Here is an 18,891-nt window from a genome sequence, read left to right on the forward strand (position 1 = left end):
GGTAAAACCCTTGAAAAGAATAATCTTTCAAGGGTTTTTATTTGACTCAGATAAGTTTAGTTTCTTTTAAAGGATATAGAATCACCAATTTTTAAATTCCATTGATCAGATAACCCACTGTTTATTTCTAAAATATATTTAGCAGGTTTTCCAGAAGGAAGAGATGTTTCGTCTAATGGCTTTGCATCTTTTTGAAAACTCACGATTTTATATTGATCATCAATGTAGATAATATCTAAAGGGATCAATGTATTTTTCATATAAAAACTTTGTAGTTTAAACTTCTCCTGAATAAATAACATACCTCTTTTTTCTTCCATAGTTTTACGATACATCAGTCCCGTTTCTCTTTCATAATCATTATCCGCGATTTCTATGTCTAACGAAACAATTTGACTTGGGATTGAATCTTGTAAGTTATAAATAGATAGTTCTCCTTCTTTTGTGAATTTTATCTCTTCTGTGACTATTTTTTTATCGATTTCTTTTTTGCAAGAGAAAATAAATAAACTGAAAACCAGTATTACTGACACAAATATGTTTTTTTTCATTAGTATTTTCTTTTTGTTGGTCCAATATGAGTTAAGATCTGTTTAAGAACGAAAAGTAACGGTTTTCTTTGTGAAACACAATTTCTAAAAGAAACAAATCTTTGTTAAAAAAAAGCCGCACTTCAAAAATTCGAAGCACGACTTTTCTCAACTAACTAACCAGCATTTTTGTTTGTTATTTTAAAAAATAGTTATGTGATTTATATAAAAAAAAATTAACCTCCATCATTCCCCCAATCAATTTTTCTAGATACCATCATAATGGTTCCCAGTATTAAAAACAATCCAATACTACCTACTAATAATGCGTAATCTTCTAACTGAATAATTACAAATATAAAGGCGTACAGAGCAGTCAAAGATGCTGATATCATGCCCATAAACTTAAAACTTCTAAGAATTGCTTTAGTATATACAGAAATTAATACTATTACGGAGATACCAGCAATTAGATAAGCATATAAAAAGCTTGAGTGTTCGGAGATTGATATCAGTAAAGTATAAAACATGGTCAGTGCTAACCCTATCATTAAGTATTGGAATGGATGAATATTTATCTTGCTAATAGTTTGTATTAAAAAGAAGACTAAGAAGGTAAGTGCTATAACTAAATATCCATATTTGGCAGTTCTTTCACTCTTTTGATAATCATCTACAGGGACAATAAATTTTACTCCAAAAGCAGATGAATTAATATGTGGTAACTCTCCAAAAAACTCTTGTTCGAATTCTCTGTTCACCTGTAATACTTTCCAGTTAGCTTTAAAACCTTTCTCGGTAATTGATTTAGTTTTTGGATCTGGTAAATAGTTTCCATCAAATTTTGGAGAAGCCCAATCAGAAGTTATACTTACATTAGTTTCTTTACCTACCGGGATGAATTTTAGTTGATTACTTCCGTTGATGATAAGATCTAGGTTAAAGTCAATTGCTTTTTCTTTTGGCCATGAGTTTTCGTTTAGAAATTTAGTTTCTAACGTATTGGTGTATGAATCTTTTGAGTATTTTGATTGGAGTAAGTAATTTTCTGTACCGAGTTTTAATTGGAGATTACTTTTTATTCCTTTTAGATTTGTAGAGTTAAGAATAATAGTAGATTTATCCCATAAAATATCTTCTTCTGGAATATCTTGAGTATCAAAAGATGGTATTGTAAATGATCCTTTAATCTTCATGTCAGAAGTGTATACTGGAGATTTGTAAATACCTCTTTTTAGTGTGTCAGATGTAACGTTTGCTTTGATATCTAATAAATTAGGAAAGAAGAAAGCATGTCGAACCGTAATAATGTCTTCTTCAGTATATGATTTAGTTTTTTCATCCCATATTTTTTTGATATTATGAGTTTGATATGGAAGTTTTAGAATAGGCCCATAGAGCATTACTTGATTCCCCCATTTTTGGTTGATGTCACTTACTACCGTTTGTTCTTGTCTTATAGAACGTTCCTGTATTAGGCTTTTGATATAAGAAAGTGGAATCAATAGAACTAAAATTAATATGCCTACCATAAGCATACGAATGGTAATTGAGGTTTTTATCCATTGTCCAAAGGATTTTTTTGGTTTTTGATTTTCCATGACTGTTTAAATTTATAATGATTGTCTTTTTAGTTATTTTCTTTGTGATAATGTTGTATTAAGTGATAGGTGATGATTAAAAAACTACCAAAACCAATGGTAAATACCCAAGTATGTATATGTTCGATAGGTGATATTATTCGCCTAAATATGTCACCTAGAATATGTAATGGATTTTGAATGAGATCCCAACTATTCCATCGAAGTATACGTCCCATGTATATACCAAACCCACATAATAATAGGGTTAGATGTATGATGAAATTGGTGGCCTTATTAGAAAAGTGTTCCCGAAGTAGTCGCTGCATTGTTCGCAAAGAAGCAAATCCAATTATTAATCCGTTAATGGCAAAAGATAAGATGAGAAGCACATCGAACCATACAGAATGTAGAGAACTAAGTCTAATATGCTGTAAATCGGTTAGTATGTAAGGCGCGTTAGGTAAAAAAGCTAACCAGGCTATAAAACCTAATCCGAATAGAAATCTATTTTTGTGTATTCTGTCAAAACTAAGCACGGTTGTTATTCCGTATGGGATGCAGGCTAGAAATAAGTTCCAGATTAAAAATAGAAAGAAAACAGAATCTAATTTTGTAACTCTAATAATTAAAAGTGTTATGCTAAATGCTACGGCTATACTAAAACCTTTAATAAACGGGAGTTGTTTTTGTAAAGAATTCATTATAAAATAATAGTATGAAAAGGGTTATTGATAACGATTAAGAAGTATCCAATAGCAATAGGAATATTTAATAAGAAAACTAATACAGTGGTTAAGTTTTCCTTGTAACAGTGATAATTGATAACTGTATTTGCTAATAATCCTATAAAAGTTATTCCGTTAAGAACAACGGCAATTATAACATAAAATAGACCTATTGTGGTTATTTGTTCCCATGGAACAATTAGATGTAGTAATAAGAGTATCGTGCCTAAAAGAAAGCTAAAGGTTGCTATCATAAGGGCGTTTCGATTTGCTGATTGTGTTATTTGCATGGTGTAGATATTAAAAAAGTTGTTCTTATGGTGTCCAGTGATTGATCTAGTAATTTTTTGAAATCCAATTGATGAAATGAATAGGCATTACGCCCTTGTTTAAATGCATTTCTAAATACTTTAAACTTATCAGGATAGAGTAAGGTTCCTATGAAAATAACAGTATATAAGTATGCACTCTTTTTACCGTTACCAAGAAGGTAATACTGCATTGATATTTCCTCAGGAACTGTAATTCCAGTTTTTGTTAGTACGTGAAATACATCATGATTTTCTAATTTAGGCTGAGGTGTGAAATCATGTTGTAGCAAAAAGCTCCCTAAGTGAAATCCAAGACTTGTTTTAGGATATCTTAACAGTTGTGATATTGAAATACCCCAAGGATCTTCTTTTTTGAACCATTTTTGATATGGAATTTTACTCCATTCATATAGTATTTCTAATAATATTGATCTCATTTTTAATTTTTAAAAGTACTTTGAAATTCAAAGTAAATAAATAAAAAAATATAGCTATTGCTTTAGTAATTTTTCAATAGCTTCTACATGTTTTTTAAAGGCATCACGCCCTTTTTTAGTGGCACTATATCGCGTGTTTGGTTTTTTTCCTATGAATGATTTTTCAACCAATATATATTCCGATTTTTCTAGCGCTTTGGTGTGACTAGCTAAATTTCCATCCGTTGCACCTAACAATTCCTTTAGCATTTTAAAATCAGCATATTCATTAACCACCAATACGGACATAATACCTAGTCGTATTCGGTGATCAAATGCTTTATTTATGTTGCCAATTATACTGCTCATTTCTTAGCTTTTAAGCTTAAATTTTAAGTGTTTCGAAGAATTTTATCTATCGTGTTTTAAATAGATTAAACTACCATAGACAATATGCATTATCCCAAACCCTAGAACCCAAAACCAGAAACCATAATTTGGAAATACAGAACACACCAAACCTAATATAATTTCTGCATACCCCAAATATTTTACATTTCCAATAGTATATTTTGACGCATTTACTAAGGCTAATCCATAAAAAATTAGCATTAATGATCCAGTAAGGCCATAATGATGATTATAAACTTTGATGATAATAAAAATACCACCAGTAACCAATGGAATTAAAAAAGCAGTGAGTAATCTTTTGGAAGTTCCATTCCAAAGGGTTTCGTTATTTTGCTTAGCTTTTCTGTTGCTTAATATGATACCGGTTATAATGCTTAAAAGCGCTACTGCTGCAAGGTCAATTAGAATATAGTTAAATATCTTTCCTTCGGCGATAACATAATCTATACCGCTGACACTAACAAGATAATAAGCAATTGCTGCACCTATGATTGCATATATACCTGCTAATATTCCTGATAAACCACTAAGGGAGAAAAATCGTGATGATTTATTCATCATATCCTTGATCTCCGTAATATCTTTTAAATAATCTTCTGTGCTCATATTAAAAGTACTTTGAAATACAAAGTAAAATTAAAATATTGAAACTCACAAATTTTTTTGAACTTAATCCGGAATTAGTTTTTACGTTTAAATTGTGATTCTAAACTTCCTTTAACTTCTAAATCTTCTAATGCCTCTCCTACAACACCAGTAGCTATAAGGGTATTGTAGTTATTCCAGAAATTGCTATCATAGGAAAGCGGGTAGTTAAATAGGGCATTAGAAAAATTATTTTTAAAAATTTCGTCATTAGTAAAAGAAGAAATTTTTTCAATATTAACCGCGCCAACTATTAATTCTGACTCTGTAGTTATTTTATAGTTTTCGAATAAATCACCTGTGTTTTCATACGAATTAATTGCTTTAATTCGCTTTAGATACCAAGTGCTCTTATAGTCAGAGAATGTAACATAAACTTGATAGTTCTTTAGACTGGTAATGCGCGTAATAAATGCTTTTTTGCTACTTTTTTCTATAACTTCTGGAGTTTTTAGTTGGGCTGCGAATCGCTGGTTTAAAGTACTCTTTGCTTCGTTAGTAAGTTTATATTGATATGAAATAATTGCCTTGCTATCTTCTTCTATAGTCACTTCACCAATATAGGGAGTTTCAATATCAGAGAAATCTTTTGGCTTAAAAGAAATAATATAAACTAACTTATTATTATAAGTGCTCTTTCCATAAAGGGTGAAAAGATATTTGTTATTTATTTGAGAATCAAAGAAATCTTCTTTCCTTTTTACTTTATCTGCTCCAGTTAATCGAAGAGGACCTCCACCTATTTCATTATTTTCCAACCATTTTAGATTTAAAGTGTCGATAGATTTTAATTTCTTTGATTGTTCTAAAATTTTATAATCTTGTAGATTATTACTTTTTCTTAAGGCTATTATTTTGGCCTTGTCTCTGGTGTCAGCTACAAATTTTTGGGGCTCAGGAAAAGGAACTTGGTTAATATTATATTCTAGACGATTAAACTGCATGTAATTTGTCCTAGATAATAAATAATCAAAATTAGAATCATAAGCGGAGTAATGTATAAGGCTCGCAGCATCGGAGAATTTTGTGTAATTGTTATCTATTTTTGTTAATTCTCTGTAATATGCTTCTAGTTCAGTGGATTGCTGAGAGTAATTTTCTGGAATTAATGAAATAGCTTGATCAATCAGTTCTTTGTATTTGTTTTTTACCGTTACAACAATTTCATCTAATGAGGTAGAAACTGGATTTAGGTATACTTTTTTAGAAGTATCTTTTAATTTTTTTATTGATATACTACTGTTTTCATAACCTACAAAAGAAAATACAACTTTACGGGATTCATATTTTTTACTAATAGTTAACTCAAATTTTCCTTCTTCATTAGTTATAGTTCCTATTGATGTTCCGTCAATTAAAACATTCGTAAAAGGCAAAGGAGTTTTGGTGCTCTTATCCAGAACAGTTGCTTCTATGGTATATGTTTCTTGTTTCTTTTTTTTTATCTGACTTTCAGCTAGTCCAGGTAATAAAAAAAGGAAAAAGAAGATTAATTGAATTGAGTTTTGAGGTTTCAATGTGATTAGATATCTTGGGGTTAATAATTGTAAAATTAACTATTTTAAAAATACCATTTTTTATTGAATCCTGCAGAAAATTATATTCTTAACCAACCGGAACCATTTCGATCTATGTTACTTCATTTACAGGTACTTATTGAAACTACTTTGCCAGAGGTACAATTGCTATTTAAGTGGAAAGTTCCTTTTTATTACATAGATAAAAGTCCTATTTGCTATCTAAATGTAACTAAAGGATATGTGGATATTGGCTTTTGGGGAGCACAATATTTTACCAAGCACCTGGATAAGCTAGTGTCAGATAAAAGAAAATACGTTAAATCTTTACGCTATTTTGAGCCAAAGGAAATAGAAGAAGACATGCTTATTGACCTCCTTGAGCAAGCATATTTACATAGAAATAAAAAAATTATAACGAATTAACGGTTTGTCTAATAGCAACCAAGTTACTAAGTAACTTTTCTAGATATTGTAGGTCTAGCATATTAGCACCATCACTTTTTGCATTTGAAGGATCAAAATGCGTTTCCATAAATAGACCATCAACACCAGTTACCACTCCAGCACGTGCTATTGTTTCTATCATATCTGGTCTTCCACCCGTTACTCCGCTAGTCTGATTAGGTTGTTGTAGAGAATGTGTAACATCTAGAACTGTAGTAGCATATTGTTTCATAGTTGGTATTCCTCTAAAATCTACAATCATATCTTGATATCCGAACATAGTTCCTCTGTCTGTAATCATAGCTAAGTCGCTACCACTATCATTAACCTTTCTTACTGCATGTTGCATTGCTTCGGGACTCATAAACTGTCCTTTTTTAAGGTTTACTGTTTTTCCAGTTTTGGCTGCGGCAACTACTAGGTCAGTCTGTCTTACCAAAAATGCAGGAATTTGTAAAATATCAACATATTCTGCAGCCATAGCTGCATCATCATTCTCATGGATATCAGTTACTGTTGGAACCTCAAAAGTTTCTCCTACTTTACGTAAAATTTTTAACGCTTTTTCATTTCCAATACCCGTAAAACTATCAATACGGCTTCGATTTGCTTTTTTAAAAGAACCTTTGAAAACATATGGAATTTTAAGTTTAGAAGTGATTTCTACTACTTTTTCAGCAATTCTTAAAGCCATTTCTTCTCCCTCAATAGCACAAGGTCCTGCAAGAAGGAAAAAATTATTAGCATCAAGGTTTTTTAGGTTTTTAATCTTTGAAAGTTCCATATCAATATTTTAAGAATGCAAAGATATGCGTTTTAATGATTGAATGAAAAGATTATCTATCAAGAAGTTTTGTATCTATTATCATGTTGAATATTAGTCGTCTTAACCTATGTTACCAAGATATTATTGTTCGAATACTTAATTGTTAACTGAAATTTAAGAAGCTTTACAAGAGAGGTTTAAGTGTTTGATTTTGAAGCTGTTTTATTATTCTTGTTTTAATATACAACCTATTAAAATATAACGTACATTTGCACCCTTAAATTCAGGCGTATATGACTGCTATAAAAAACATTGCTATTATTGCTCACGTAGATCACGGTAAAACTACCTTGGTAGATAAAATTATGTATCACTGTCAATTATTTCGTGAAAACGAGAATACAGGAGATTTGATTTTAGATAATAATGATTTAGAGCGCGAAAGAGGAATCACAATTACTTCTAAGAATGTTTCTGTTACTTATAAAGGAACAAAAATCAATATTATTGATACACCAGGTCACGCCGATTTCGGTGGAGAAGTAGAGCGTGTATTAAATATGGCTGATGGTGTTCTATTATTAGTAGATGCTTTTGAAGGGCCAATGCCGCAAACACGTTTTGTACTTCAAAAAGCAATTGATTTAGGATTAAAACCTTGTGTAGTTGTTAATAAAGTAGATAAGGAGAACTGCACTCCTGATGAAGTGCACGAGAAAGTTTTTGATCTAATGTTTGAATTAGGAGCAGAGGAGTGGCAGTTAGATTTCCCAACAGTTTATGGTTCTGCAAAGAACAACTGGATGAGTGATGACTGGCAGAAAGAAACTGATAGTATAGAACCATTATTGGATATGGTGATGGAGCATATTCCTGCGCCAAAGATCCAAGAAGGGACAGTACAGATGTTAATTACATCATTAGACTTTTCTTCATTTACAGGTCGTATAGCGATTGGTCGTTTACAAAGAGGTACATTGACAGAAGGAATGCAGGTTTCGTTAGTAAAACGTGATGGAACAATAAAGAAATCAAAAATAAAAGAACTTCATACTTTCGAAGGTTTAGGAAGAATGAAAGTCGATAAAGTAGAGGCAGGAGATATTTGTGCTTTAGTTGGTTTAGAAGGATTTGAAATCGGTGATACCGTTGCTGATATCGAAAACCCAGAAGGTTTAAAAACGATCGCAATTGATGAACCAACGATGAGTATGTTATTTACGATTAACGATTCTCCGTTTTTTGGTAAAGATGGAAAATTTGTTACTTCGAGACATATCAAAGAAAGATTAGAAAAAGAATTAGAGAAAAATTTAGCACTTAGAGTTAATGAAACTAATAGTGCGGATAAATTCTTGGTTTTTGGTAGAGGTGTACTTCACTTATCTGTACTTATTGAAACAATGCGTAGAGAAGGATATGAATTACAAATCGGACAGCCGCAAGTAATTATTAAGGAGATTGATGGTGTAAAATGCGAACCTATTGAAGAATTAACTATTGATTTACCTGAGAATGTATCTGGTAAAGCGGTAGAAATGGTAACAATGCGTAAAGGAGAAATGTTAAGCATGGAAGCCAAAGGAGAGCGAATGGTTTGTGAGTTTATGATCCCATCTAGAGGTATTATTGGATTACGTAATCAGTTATTAACGGCTACCGCTGGAGAGGCGATTATGGCGCACCGATTTAAAGAATATCAGCCACTTAAAGGTGATATTCCAGGTCGTATTAATGGATCTTTAGTATCTATGGAAAAAGGTTCTGCAATACCGTATTCTATTGATAAATTACAAGATAGAGGGAAGTTTTTTGTAGATCCAGGTGAGGATATTTATGAAGGTCAAGTGATAGGAGAGAATTCTAGAGGAGATGATATGACAGTTAATATTACTAAAACTAAAAAGTTAAGTAATGTTCGTTCTTCTGGAGCTGATGATAAAGCTAAGATCGTTCCTGCAATTAAATTCTCTTTAGAAGAAGCTTTGGAATATATTCAAAAAGATGAGTATGTAGAAGTTACTCCTAATCATTTACGATTAAGAAAAGTATTCTTAACAGAAGTTGAGCGTAAGAGAAATAAAATTGTATAAGTCTAAAACTTCTTATTTATAATATATAATTAAAAAATCCCGAGGTAACTCGGGATTTTTTGTCGAAATCTTGGGGTAATTGTGGTTTTGGGATTAATTCGTTTGTAGGAGTAATTGTTTATTAGTATAATTTTTTTGTCCGCGCAAATGTAATTTTTTGAAATAACTGTAAACTTGTAAAATCCTTTAAAATAACGGTAAAATACATTTTTTATCGATAAAATACATTTTTTTATGTCTTTAGATCAAAATTTAGTAATAGAACTGGTTGGTTATTTTGCATCATTTATGGTGCTTATATCGTTTCTGATGCGTAATATCAAAAAACTTCGTCTAATAAATACTGTGGGGTGTGTGGCTTTTGTAATTTATGGGGTCTTACTCAACTGGTCATTGCCAATAATAATTACTAATACAGCAATTGCGGGTATAAACTTTTATTACCTTTTCTTAAGAAAAGAAGCATAACTTCTTACTTAATCATCTAAAAGTAAGTTTTATATTCCAGATACTCAAACAAATTAGCTATTTTCACTTTCATAAATACTTATTTTGTCAACGTATACAATTAAAAAATATCAAAAAGAAGATTATTCGTTATGGAATGATTTTATAGATAACTCTAAGAATGGTACTTTTCTTTTTAACCGGGATTTTATGGAATATCATTCTGATAGATTCCTTGATTTCTCTTTATTAGTTTTTAATAATTCAACGTTGATAGCTGTTTTTCCCGCTAACATCAAGAATGAAGCGGTTTATTCACATCAAGGCTTAACCTATGGAGGTATAATTCTTAAAAAGAGTATTGGAGGAGAAAAAGTAAGAAATATTCTTTCTGAAATAATTAAATTTCTTGATTCTTATAAAGTTCGTAATCTATTTGTTAAGACTATACCAATTTTTTACAATAAAAAACCAACCAATGAGTTTACATTTTTTTTGTCAGAACATGGAGGGAAAATTTATCGTAGAGATCTAAATTTAGCTATAGATTATAGTCTACCATCTAGCATTCATAAGAGTAAACTTAAGCATTATGAAAAAAGAAAAGATATTGGTTTTGAAATACAAGAAGTAAATGACTTTTCAGGTTTCTGGAATAGTGTCTTGATACCAAGGCTGAAAGAAAAGCATAATGTAAAACCTGTTCATACGTTGCAAGAGATTGATTTATTAAAGAAAAGGTTTCCCGAATCTATAAAACAATTTGTCATAAGTTTAGATAAAGAAGTTCTTGCAGGAATTACCATTTTTAAAAGTGAAGGAGTAGTAAAGTCCCAATATGGAGCTGTGACCAATAAAGGTGAACAATATAGAGCGTTGGATTTTCTTTTTATCTCTTTAATTAATAAATATAGAAAAGAAGGGTTTCGTTTTTTCGATATGGGTACAGTTACTGAAAATAATTTTGGATTGTTAAAACAGAAGGAGGAGTTAGGATGCGAAATCTATACACAGGATTTTTATGAGTTGGTCGTTTAGATGTCAACTGTATGTCTTCCACGTTTCAATATATTTTTTTGCGACATTAATGTAATGATGCTCTTTTTCGATAAATGCTCTGGCATTTTTTCCTATTTCAAAAACCATATCAGTATTAAGAATTAATTTTTCTAGGTTTTGAGCTATTTTAGCACTATCAGGAGATGTGTCGATTGCTACGACATCTTTAAGATTATAATATTTTCTAAAGTCTTCTCCAGCACCTGTAAAAACCACTTTGCCCATTGCCATGGCTTCTAAGGCATTATACCCTTGATCATGTGCCTGAGCTTGGTCTAATATAATATCTGCAGATAAGAAGTGTTTGATATATTGGTTATACGGGAGATCTTTGGTGGTAATTAATTCGATTTTATCAGGATATTTGTTTGTAATGGTAGTTAAGGCGTTTTCAAAATATTCATTTCCTTTTTTTATGTAATTTGAAGTATTGATTCCGTGAAGTATTTTTATCTTTTTATGCTTTACGAAAGGAATTATCTTGATAGAGTCTATATTTACAGGATTTGGAATCAGTGGTAATACTTTAGGAGTGTTTTTATAAGCAATATGATACTCCACACTTGCTGGAATAACCCCTTTTATATTTTTAAAGACGAAATCGTGTATGTTTTTTTGTTTTTTAGAAACAAATTTCAAAGTGTTTTTATATTCTTTTTTTAGAGTGTTGTCTTTTAAAAAAGGACTTACCGTGCTGTATGGAAATTTTCCAGAAAGTAAATAAGAAATAAATCTAAAATCATCGCCGCAAGCAAGTAAAAAAACATTCTTGTTGTTTTGAAAAAGAAATTTTAAGAGTTTTTTCTCGAAATATTGTCCAATATTAAAAGGAGTTTCGTTAATTAATTGAACAAAATCATAATTGGATAGAGAGGCCTTGTTTTTTTTGAATTTAATGTAGGATTCCACAGATGCAATATCAATCGAAGTAATTTTAAAAATTAAGTGTCTAATCTTATTAAGCACAAAATTGTTTTTTACAACACTTCCATCAACGTCTATATCAATTGGATATTTCTTAAACACATCACCATTACCCACAATAGTTACCTCATGTCCATTTTTTATTAGACCTTCTTTAAGCGAATTGTGTAATCGACTGTATTCTCCTACTAATAATATTTTCATTCAAGTAACGTTAAGTCCCTATATTAAAGACTTTAAAAAATTATCATACGTTTTTATGGGCTTTCACAAAAACAAATATCTTTGCTGTAAAGGTATTTTTAATACTGTAATAATAAAAACTGAATCCTACTGAATTCTTTTTGTACAAGATAATTCATAAATGTAGATAGATATTTTTGATAATGACAAACCCTAAACAGTTGATTCCATTTCTAGATCTTCATAAAATTAATAGTCGTTATCATGAAAAATATAAAGATTGTTTTTCCAAGTTTTTGGATGAAGGTAGATACATTAAAGGAACTTTTGTTAAAGAGTTTGAGGATTCTTATGCTAAGTTTTGTGGAGCTAAGTATTGTATTGGTGTTGGTAATGGACTAGATGCGTTAACAATAATTCTTAAAGGGTATATTGAACTTGGAAAAATTAATTCTGGAGACGAAGTAATTGTTCCTTCAAATACATTTATAGCTTCAATTTTATCTATTAAATATGCTGGGTTACAACCTGTGTTGGTGGAACCTGATAGAGATACTTTTAATATAGATATTAATAGAATTGAAGAACATATTTCTAATAAAACCAAAGCGATTGTGCCTGTTCATTTATATGGTCAGCTAGCGAAAATGAAAGAAATCAATGAAATCGCTAAGAGATATAATTTATTTGTAATTGATGATGCCGCTCAAGCGCACGGAGCAATTTATAACAATGATAGATTGGTAGGTGATTTATGTAATGCTTCTTCTTTTAGTTTTTATCCGGCAAAAAATGTGGGAGCATTGGGGGATGCGGGCGCAATAACTACTAATAATAAAGAATTAGCAGATGTTGTTAGGAGTATTGGGAATTATGGTTCTTCTAAAAAGTATCAAAACGATTATTTAGGGGTTAATTCTAGATTGGATGAACTGCAAGCAGCATTTTTATTGGAGAAGTTAAAAGACCTGAAAGAAGATAATCAAAGGCGAAGACAAATTGCTAAAAGGTATCTGTCAGAAATTGAAAATGATAAAATTGTGTTGCCTGGTTGGGATGGTTCAGAGAATCATGTATTTCATCTTTTTGTGGTTAGAGTCAAAAATCGTTTAGAGTTTTGTCAATATTTAGATGATTTAGGAATTGGATATCATATCCATTATCCAATTCCTCCGCATAAACAGAACGCTCTAAAAGAGTTTTCTGAACTTTCATTACCGATAACGGAACGAATGCACAAAGAAGTTGTTAGTATTCCGCTTAATACGGGCTTAACCGATCAGGAGGTTAGTAAGATTATAAAAACCTTAAACGAATACTAAAGGAGTGGATTCATACTTTGATAAACTAAAAAACAATGTTTTAATTAAAGTTAGCTCTTTTAATGCCATAGGTGTATTCGTAAAAATGATAACTGGCTTTATAAGTCTTAAGGTAGTTGCAATATTTTTAGGTCCAGAAGGGTTAGCGTTGATTGGTAATCTTCGAAATGTTTTGACCTCTATTCAATCGATTGGTACCCTAGGTTTATATAATGGAATTGTAAAATATATTGCAGAATTTAAGAGTGATAAAAAGGAAATTAGATCTGTGTTATCAACTTCCTATCTTTTGTGTTTAATAATAATCATTTTCTTGTCTACATGGCTTTATTTGTTTCCAACGTTTTGGAATAATCTGGTTTTTGGAAATAGTTATCAGTATAATTTTGTTTTTAAAGCCATAGCAATAGCACTCCCTTTTTATTCAGTAAACACCTTGTGTTTGGCAATAATTAACGGATATTCTAAATATAAGATGTATATACTACTTAATATTGTTAGTAGTATTTTAGGTTTACTAATTACGGTTTTCTTAGTTTGGGAATATAAACTAGAAGGTGCATTTTGGGCTATTATCATAAATCCAGCGGTATCATTATGTTTTACCATTGTAATCATACTGAATAAAAAAGATGTTACTAAATTTTTGCCATCTACTAAGATATCGCCAAAATATCTAAAAAGATTAAGCTCATTTGCTGTTATGACATTGGTTTCTGTAACCGTTTTACCCGCTATTTTGATCAGAATAAGAAATTTTATTATTGCTAATGAAGGTTTAGAAGAAGCCGGTTATTGGGAAGCAATACAGAGTATTAGTAGTCAATATATGTTATTTATAACGACTTTATTAACTATATATTTATTACCTAGACTATCTGAAATAAATAGTAGTAAAAGTTTTAGATTAGAAGTATTTAATTTTTACAAGACGATTTTACCAATATTTGTTATTGGGTTTTTGATTATTTATTTTTTGAGAAATATCATAATTGGAATTCTTTTTTCAAATGATTTTACTGCAATGGAACCTTTGTTTATCTGGCAGTTGTTTGGAGATCTTTTCAAAATAGCATCTTTGGTGATAGCATATCAATTTTTGGCTAAAAGAATGTTTTGGTATTATATAATTACAGAAATTATTTCGTTTACATTTTTATATTTTGCAAGTATTTATTTTATAAACCAATTCGGATTTATTGGTGCTTCTATGGCGTATTTTTTTAATTATGTCGTTTATTTTTTATTGTTGATTTTAGTGTTTAGAAAATCATTTTTTGGACCTGATAGGAAAATTTAACTAGTGACTCAAAACAAAAGAATAAAAATTTGTTTGATGGTTTCTTCCTTAGGCGCGGGAGGAGCCGAACGATCAAGTGCTATTTTGTCGAGAATGCTAGAAGATTCTGGGTATGATGTTACGATTGTTAGTATTCTTGATGATATTGTTTACGATTATAAAGGAAACCTAGTAAATTTAGAATTGCTTACTACTTCTAATAAGGGTTTGCACAAACGTTGGCGAAAATTTGTAATTAGTAGAAAACTTATTAAAGAAAATAAGTTTGATTATATCATCGATGCAGCTCCAAGACCTTGGTGGTTTAGACAATGGTTTATTAATACTTTTGTGTATCAAAAGACGGATACAGTCTTTATCATTCACAGTTATAATATCGGTATTTATTTTCCTGATAATAGATTTTTAGGAAAATTGTTATATAAGGATGCATATGAATTGATTGGAGTTTCTAAAGAAGCAGTATGTCATTTTAAAGAAAAATATGGTTTAAGTAAAGGAAGTTGTATTTATAATGCATTTGATAGAAAACGTTGGGATACGATGTCTGAGGTAAATGTAGAGACACCTAGTTATCCTTACATTTTATCTTATGGTAGAATTTCTGAAGATTCCAAAAATTATAGTTTTCTAGTAGAATCATATGCTGCATCAAGATTGCCGAAACAAGGTGTAAGACTTCTTATATTAGGTGATGGGCCTGATAAAATAAAGATTCAAAATCTGGTTAAAAAATTAAAGATTGAAGATTATGTGGTTTTCAAAGGATTTTCGGAAAACCCATTTCCTTATGTAAAAAAAGCTTTGTATACAACATTAACCAGTAACTACGAAGGTTTTCCGATGGTGTTAATAGAATCTTTAGCTATGGGGACGCCAGTAGTGTCGGTAGATTGTAAATCAGGTCCATCAGAAGTGATTGTTACCGGTGAGAATGGTATATTAGTGCCTTTAAATAAAGAAATGGCTTTTACAGAAGCTTTAAATAAAATGATAGAAGATCAAGCTTTTTATCAAAAATGTAAAAATGGTACGATCTCTAGCGTTTCAAAATTTGAAATAGAAAATATAATACCACAATGGCAAGCAATACTTCCTTCCAAAAAATAGAAAATATGACAACCGCCGAGGATTGTGAAATTATTGAAATTCCTAAAATAAAAGATCCTAGGGGTAATATTGCGGTGGTAGAGAAGGATGTTATACCTTTTGAAACAAAAAGAGTATATTATTTGTATGATGTCCCTAGTGATGCTAGTCGAGGAGGTCATGCGCATAAAAATTTACAACAGTTTTTGATCGCTTTAAGTGGTAGTTTTGATGTGATTTTGCATGACGGGGAAAATCAAAAGAAAATAACTCTTAATAAACCTAATAAGGGGTTATTGATTAAATCTGGAATATGGAGAAAGTTAGAAAATTTTTCTTCTGGATCAGTTTGTTTAGTATTAGCTTCTGATGTATATAAAGAGGAAGATTATATCAGAAAATTCACTGAATTTAAACTATTTAAAACTAGATAGTTTTAGCCTAAAAATAGAAATTAAACTACTTTGGACTTTTTTAAACAAGAGTAATACTATTTTAGGTTGTTTTATTAAAAACCTATTTTTCCAATGTAGGTTTTTCCAATTAATATTTTCACAATATTTTTTCGAAGTCAAATAATCTCCAGCAATTCTATATTCTAATGCTATAGAATACCGGTTAGCATCTAGATATATTTTTAAAGAACGGTTATGCTTTTCTTCCTCTACAAATTTTTCAAACTTCATAAAGTTTTTGTTCTTTATGTTTATTTCTTTTGATCGATTTTTGGCATCTAGGTTATATGTGGCAGTAACATATGTTGCCAAAGCTACTTTATATCTTAATGCAATACGAATCCAAAGATCTGTATCCTCACCGTGTGTTATAGAAGAATCAAAACCTTTAATTGCATTTAAAACAGTTTTAGGAGCTGCGCTGGCCGAAGTCCATGCAATAGCATCAATGGAACTAGAATCAAAATAATTATCTATAATTATAAAAGAATTACTATCTGTTTTTATGTTCCTAAAGTCAGCTAAAAAGATAGAATTTGTGCTAAATTTTTTCTCATAAGATGTCGCTAATATACCAGCATCGGGAAATTTTTTGTATAATTGGAATAATATTTCGAGATGATTGGGATACCAATAATCATCTGCATCCAGAAAGGCAATGATCTCACCATTCGCCTTGTCAATCCCAAAATTTCTAGCGTTAGAAACTCCCTTGTTTTCTGTTAAAAAATATCGCAGTCTTTCATCGCTAAAAGTATTTACGATTTTTTCACTGTTGTCATTAGAACCATCATTTATGATTATAATCTCATAGTTCGTGTAGTTTTGAGCGAATACGGATTGTATCGTTTTCTCGATATTTTTTTCTTTATTGTAAAGTGGAATAATGATGGAGAAAAAAGGCACTATATTTTGTTTTTGATTAAACAAAAGTAACCTAAACGATAAAAATCATAGCATACTATAGAAGGATAAGAGGAATTGAAATTTCTTTTAAGAAGATTTCTTGAGATTCGGAAGATAAAAGAAATGATTTTGTCGGTTTTTATTTTATTCATTTTGTAGTACATACTAGAAACCTTGTATCTGTCATAAGAAAGTTTATTAGTATTAATTAAAACAATTAGGTTTTCAATGGCTTGCTCTGTTTTTATAATAAAAGCCTCTGCATTATCATTAGCATCATGTACAACAGGGTTGTCAATATATGTAATAGGAATGTTTTTTTTAGCAATAGCATCAAAAAACACTACATCTTCACATCCATATTTTTCTAAAGATTCATCAAATTTTATGGTTTCAAAGATTTCTTTTTGAATTAAGAAATTTGATGAACAAACAATAGATCGTTTATTTCTGTTGGATAAAGATTCCCTTTTTTTGGTATACATCCATCGAAGGCGATAAGGTTTGTTGGGAGGCTTTTTTAAATAAGTCATTCCTCCTGTTACAACCTTATGGTTTATATTATCTAGATATGTTTTAATAAAGTTTTTGCGTTCTGGAAATGTCCCAGCGTCAATAAAGAGAAGGGAATCATATGTTGCTTCGGAAGCTAGTAGATTCCGAATAGCACTTCTGCCTATGTTTTTTGGCAATTTCTTAAAAGAGCAATTTGATAATTCATGAACATCATTATTTTCTTTTATAAAATGATCCGAATGATCATCAAACACTAATATTTCGAAAGAGACGTTACGTAATGAAATTTGCTGATGAACCTCTTTAATCAACGGAATAATGTTATAATTATAGACAGGGATCAAAATTGATAACATTTATAGATGTTTTACTAGAAGTTTATAATTATTTTTAAGACAAAATTGTAATTGGATAGATGAATCACCCTAATAGAGATAAAATTGCTGATCTCATTTTTTTAAAGCTCAAAGATAATGAAGAAGTTTTAAAAAAACACTTTGCTCATACCAGTGAGGGTATTGGGTATTTTTATTTAGATGATCTACTACCAAAACATTTAACTGATGAAATTTTTGATAAGTTTCCTAGTACGAAGGATATAAAGGTAAAAAGGAGTCTGAGAGAGTATAAATATGTAGCTGCCCAAATGAATAGATATCACCCTTTATTAGAGGAGACTATTTATGCTTTTCAGGATAAGAGGATTGTTGATTTAATCTCCAAAATATGCGGATATTGCAGTGTAAAACCTGATGGAGATTTATATGCAGGAGGAATTTCGATGATGGGAAAAGGAAATTATTTGAATCCACATCTGGATAATTCTCATGATAAGGATGTCAAACTATGGCGTGTACTTAATTTATTATATTACGTAACACCAGATTGGATGCCAGAAAATGGAGGGAACTTAGAACTATGGCCTAAAGGACTAAAAAGTGAACCGGTATCTATAAATTCTCGTTATAATAGATTAGTGGTTATGTCTACTCATAAGGATTCTTGGCATTCTGTTGGTAAGGTAAAAGTAGATAAGGTACGATGTTGTATTTCTAATTATTATTTTTCGACAGAACCAGTAGATGCAAAAAGATCTTTTCATGTAACGACTTTTAGAGGTTGGCCAGGTCAGTTTTTTAGAGATAAAATATTGAAAATCGATTCATCAATACGGATGGGGGTTCGAAAAATATTTAAAAAGGGAATTCGAGAAAACCCACACGTATATAAGAAAGATGATTGATTA

20 protein-coding genes are annotated in these 18,891 nt (G+C 30.5%); 8 read left to right on the forward strand and 12 right to left on the reverse strand.

Translation table 11 applies throughout. The features are described 5' to 3' along the window. Positions 1–56: 56 nt before the first annotated feature. From H526_RS0114825 to H526_RS0114860, 8 genes are all read right to left on the reverse strand, one after another. Positions 57–551, reverse strand: coding sequence for a DUF192 domain-containing protein (locus H526_RS0114825; RefSeq protein WP_027393734.1), 495 nt, complete (start codon positions 549–551; stop codon positions 57–59). A gap of 215 nt (positions 552–766) precedes the next feature. After that, a complete protein-coding gene (creD, locus tag H526_RS0114830) occupies positions 767–2,131 on the reverse strand; it encodes a cell envelope integrity protein CreD (protein ID WP_027393735.1) in 1,365 nt (454 codons plus the stop codon). 29 nt (positions 2,132–2,160) lie between these two features. Next, a complete protein-coding gene (locus H526_RS29240; protein ID WP_051336175.1) occupies positions 2,161–2,814 on the reverse strand; it encodes a DUF1361 domain-containing protein in 654 nt (217 codons plus the stop codon). Continuing rightward, positions 2,814–3,092, reverse strand: a complete 279-nt coding sequence (locus H526_RS0114840) for a hypothetical protein (RefSeq protein ID WP_147404134.1) — start codon at positions 3,090–3,092, stop codon at positions 2,814–2,816. Before H526_RS0114840 ends, H526_RS29240 begins: the two co-directional genes overlap by 1 nt. Before the next feature lie 26 nt (positions 3,093–3,118). After that, complete coding sequence (locus H526_RS0114845; protein ID WP_027393737.1) at positions 3,119–3,586, reverse strand: Coq4 family protein; 468 nt, start codon at positions 3,584–3,586, stop codon at positions 3,119–3,121. A gap of 54 nt (positions 3,587–3,640) precedes the next feature. After that, on the reverse strand, positions 3,641–3,934 hold the full coding sequence (locus H526_RS0114850) for a winged helix-turn-helix domain-containing protein (RefSeq protein ID WP_027393738.1): 294 nt from the start codon (positions 3,932–3,934) through the stop codon (positions 3,641–3,643). 42 nt (positions 3,935–3,976) lie between these two features. Next, entirely contained in the window at positions 3,977–4,582 is a 606-nt protein-coding gene (locus H526_RS0114855; protein WP_027393739.1) for a hypothetical protein, read from the reverse strand. A gap of 74 nt (positions 4,583–4,656) precedes the next feature. After that, positions 4,657–6,138: a carboxypeptidase-like regulatory domain-containing protein gene (locus H526_RS0114860; RefSeq protein ID WP_027393740.1), complete on the reverse strand. Its 1,482-nt coding sequence runs from the start codon at positions 6,136–6,138 to the stop codon at positions 4,657–4,659. A gap of 63 nt (positions 6,139–6,201) precedes the next feature. Here H526_RS0114860 and H526_RS0114865 point away from each other — a divergent pair, with 63 nt between their 5' ends. Then, entirely contained in the window at positions 6,202–6,564 is a 363-nt protein-coding gene (locus H526_RS0114865) for a DUF1801 domain-containing protein (RefSeq protein WP_027393741.1), read from the forward strand. Here H526_RS0114865 and kdsA read toward each other — a convergent pair. After that, on the reverse strand, positions 6,551–7,369 hold the full coding sequence (kdsA, locus tag H526_RS0114870) for a 3-deoxy-8-phosphooctulonate synthase (RefSeq protein ID WP_027393742.1): 819 nt from the start codon (positions 7,367–7,369) through the stop codon (positions 6,551–6,553). The two genes, H526_RS0114865 and kdsA, sit on opposite strands and share 14 nt — an antisense overlap. A gap of 275 nt (positions 7,370–7,644) precedes the next feature. Here kdsA and typA point away from each other — a divergent pair, with 275 nt between their 5' ends. Both typA and H526_RS0114885 read left to right on the forward strand, forming a co-directional pair. After that, complete coding sequence (gene typA, locus H526_RS0114875) at positions 7,645–9,444, forward strand: translational GTPase TypA (RefSeq protein ID WP_027393743.1); 1,800 nt, start codon at positions 7,645–7,647, stop codon at positions 9,442–9,444. Positions 9,445–9,996: 552 nt separating this feature from the next. After that, positions 9,997–10,929, forward strand: coding sequence for a GNAT family N-acetyltransferase (locus H526_RS0114885; protein ID WP_233557590.1), 933 nt, complete (start codon positions 9,997–9,999; stop codon positions 10,927–10,929). Between the two features lie 3 nt (positions 10,930–10,932). On the opposite strand, the gene H526_RS0114890 is transcribed toward H526_RS0114885, so the two are convergent. After that, the gene (locus H526_RS0114890) at positions 10,933–12,078 is read right to left on the reverse strand and encodes a glycosyltransferase family protein (protein ID WP_027393746.1); all 1,146 of its coding nucleotides are present in this window, start codon (positions 12,076–12,078) and stop codon (positions 10,933–10,935) included. A gap of 182 nt (positions 12,079–12,260) precedes the next feature. On the opposite strand from H526_RS0114890, the gene H526_RS0114895 reads away from it, so the two are divergent. The 4 genes from H526_RS0114895 to H526_RS0114910 are packed head-to-tail and all read left to right on the forward strand — an operon-like array spanning position 12,261 to position 16,202. Continuing rightward, positions 12,261–13,379 (forward strand): DegT/DnrJ/EryC1/StrS family aminotransferase, encoded by a 1,119-nt coding sequence (locus tag H526_RS0114895; protein ID WP_245591211.1) that lies wholly within the window; start codon positions 12,261–12,263, stop codon positions 13,377–13,379. Positions 13,380–13,383: 4 nt separating this feature from the next. Beyond that, positions 13,384–14,679, forward strand: coding sequence for an O-antigen translocase (locus H526_RS0114900; RefSeq protein ID WP_027393748.1), 1,296 nt, complete (start codon positions 13,384–13,386; stop codon positions 14,677–14,679). Positions 14,680–14,715: 36 nt separating this feature from the next. Continuing rightward, entirely contained in the window at positions 14,716–15,789 is a 1,074-nt protein-coding gene (locus tag H526_RS0114905) for a glycosyltransferase (protein WP_051336176.1), read from the forward strand. 5 nt (positions 15,790–15,794) lie between these two features. Continuing rightward, positions 15,795–16,202 (forward strand): sugar 3,4-ketoisomerase, encoded by a 408-nt coding sequence (locus H526_RS0114910; protein WP_027393750.1) that lies wholly within the window; start codon positions 15,795–15,797, stop codon positions 16,200–16,202. Here the strand turns inward: H526_RS0114910 and H526_RS0114915 are convergent. Continuing rightward, positions 16,185–17,129, reverse strand: coding sequence for a glycosyltransferase family 2 protein (locus H526_RS0114915; protein WP_035085689.1), 945 nt, complete (start codon positions 17,127–17,129; stop codon positions 16,185–16,187). The genes H526_RS0114910 and H526_RS0114915 overlap by 18 nt on opposite strands. Continuing rightward, complete coding sequence (locus H526_RS0114920; protein ID WP_027393752.1) at positions 17,129–18,001, reverse strand: glycosyltransferase family 2 protein; 873 nt, start codon at positions 17,999–18,001, stop codon at positions 17,129–17,131. The genes H526_RS0114915 and H526_RS0114920 overlap by 1 nt, the downstream gene beginning before the upstream one ends. Positions 18,002–18,060: 59 nt before the next feature. Here H526_RS0114920 and H526_RS0114925 point away from each other — a divergent pair, with 59 nt between their 5' ends. Next, positions 18,061–18,888: a 2OG-Fe(II) oxygenase gene (locus tag H526_RS0114925; RefSeq protein ID WP_027393753.1), complete on the forward strand. Its 828-nt coding sequence runs from the start codon at positions 18,061–18,063 to the stop codon at positions 18,886–18,888. Positions 18,889–18,891 lie beyond the last annotated feature (3 nt).

Source organism: Aquimarina latercula DSM 2041 (genome assembly GCF_000430645.1).
GTDB lineage: Bacteria > Bacteroidota > Bacteroidia > Flavobacteriales > Flavobacteriaceae > Aquimarina > Aquimarina latercula.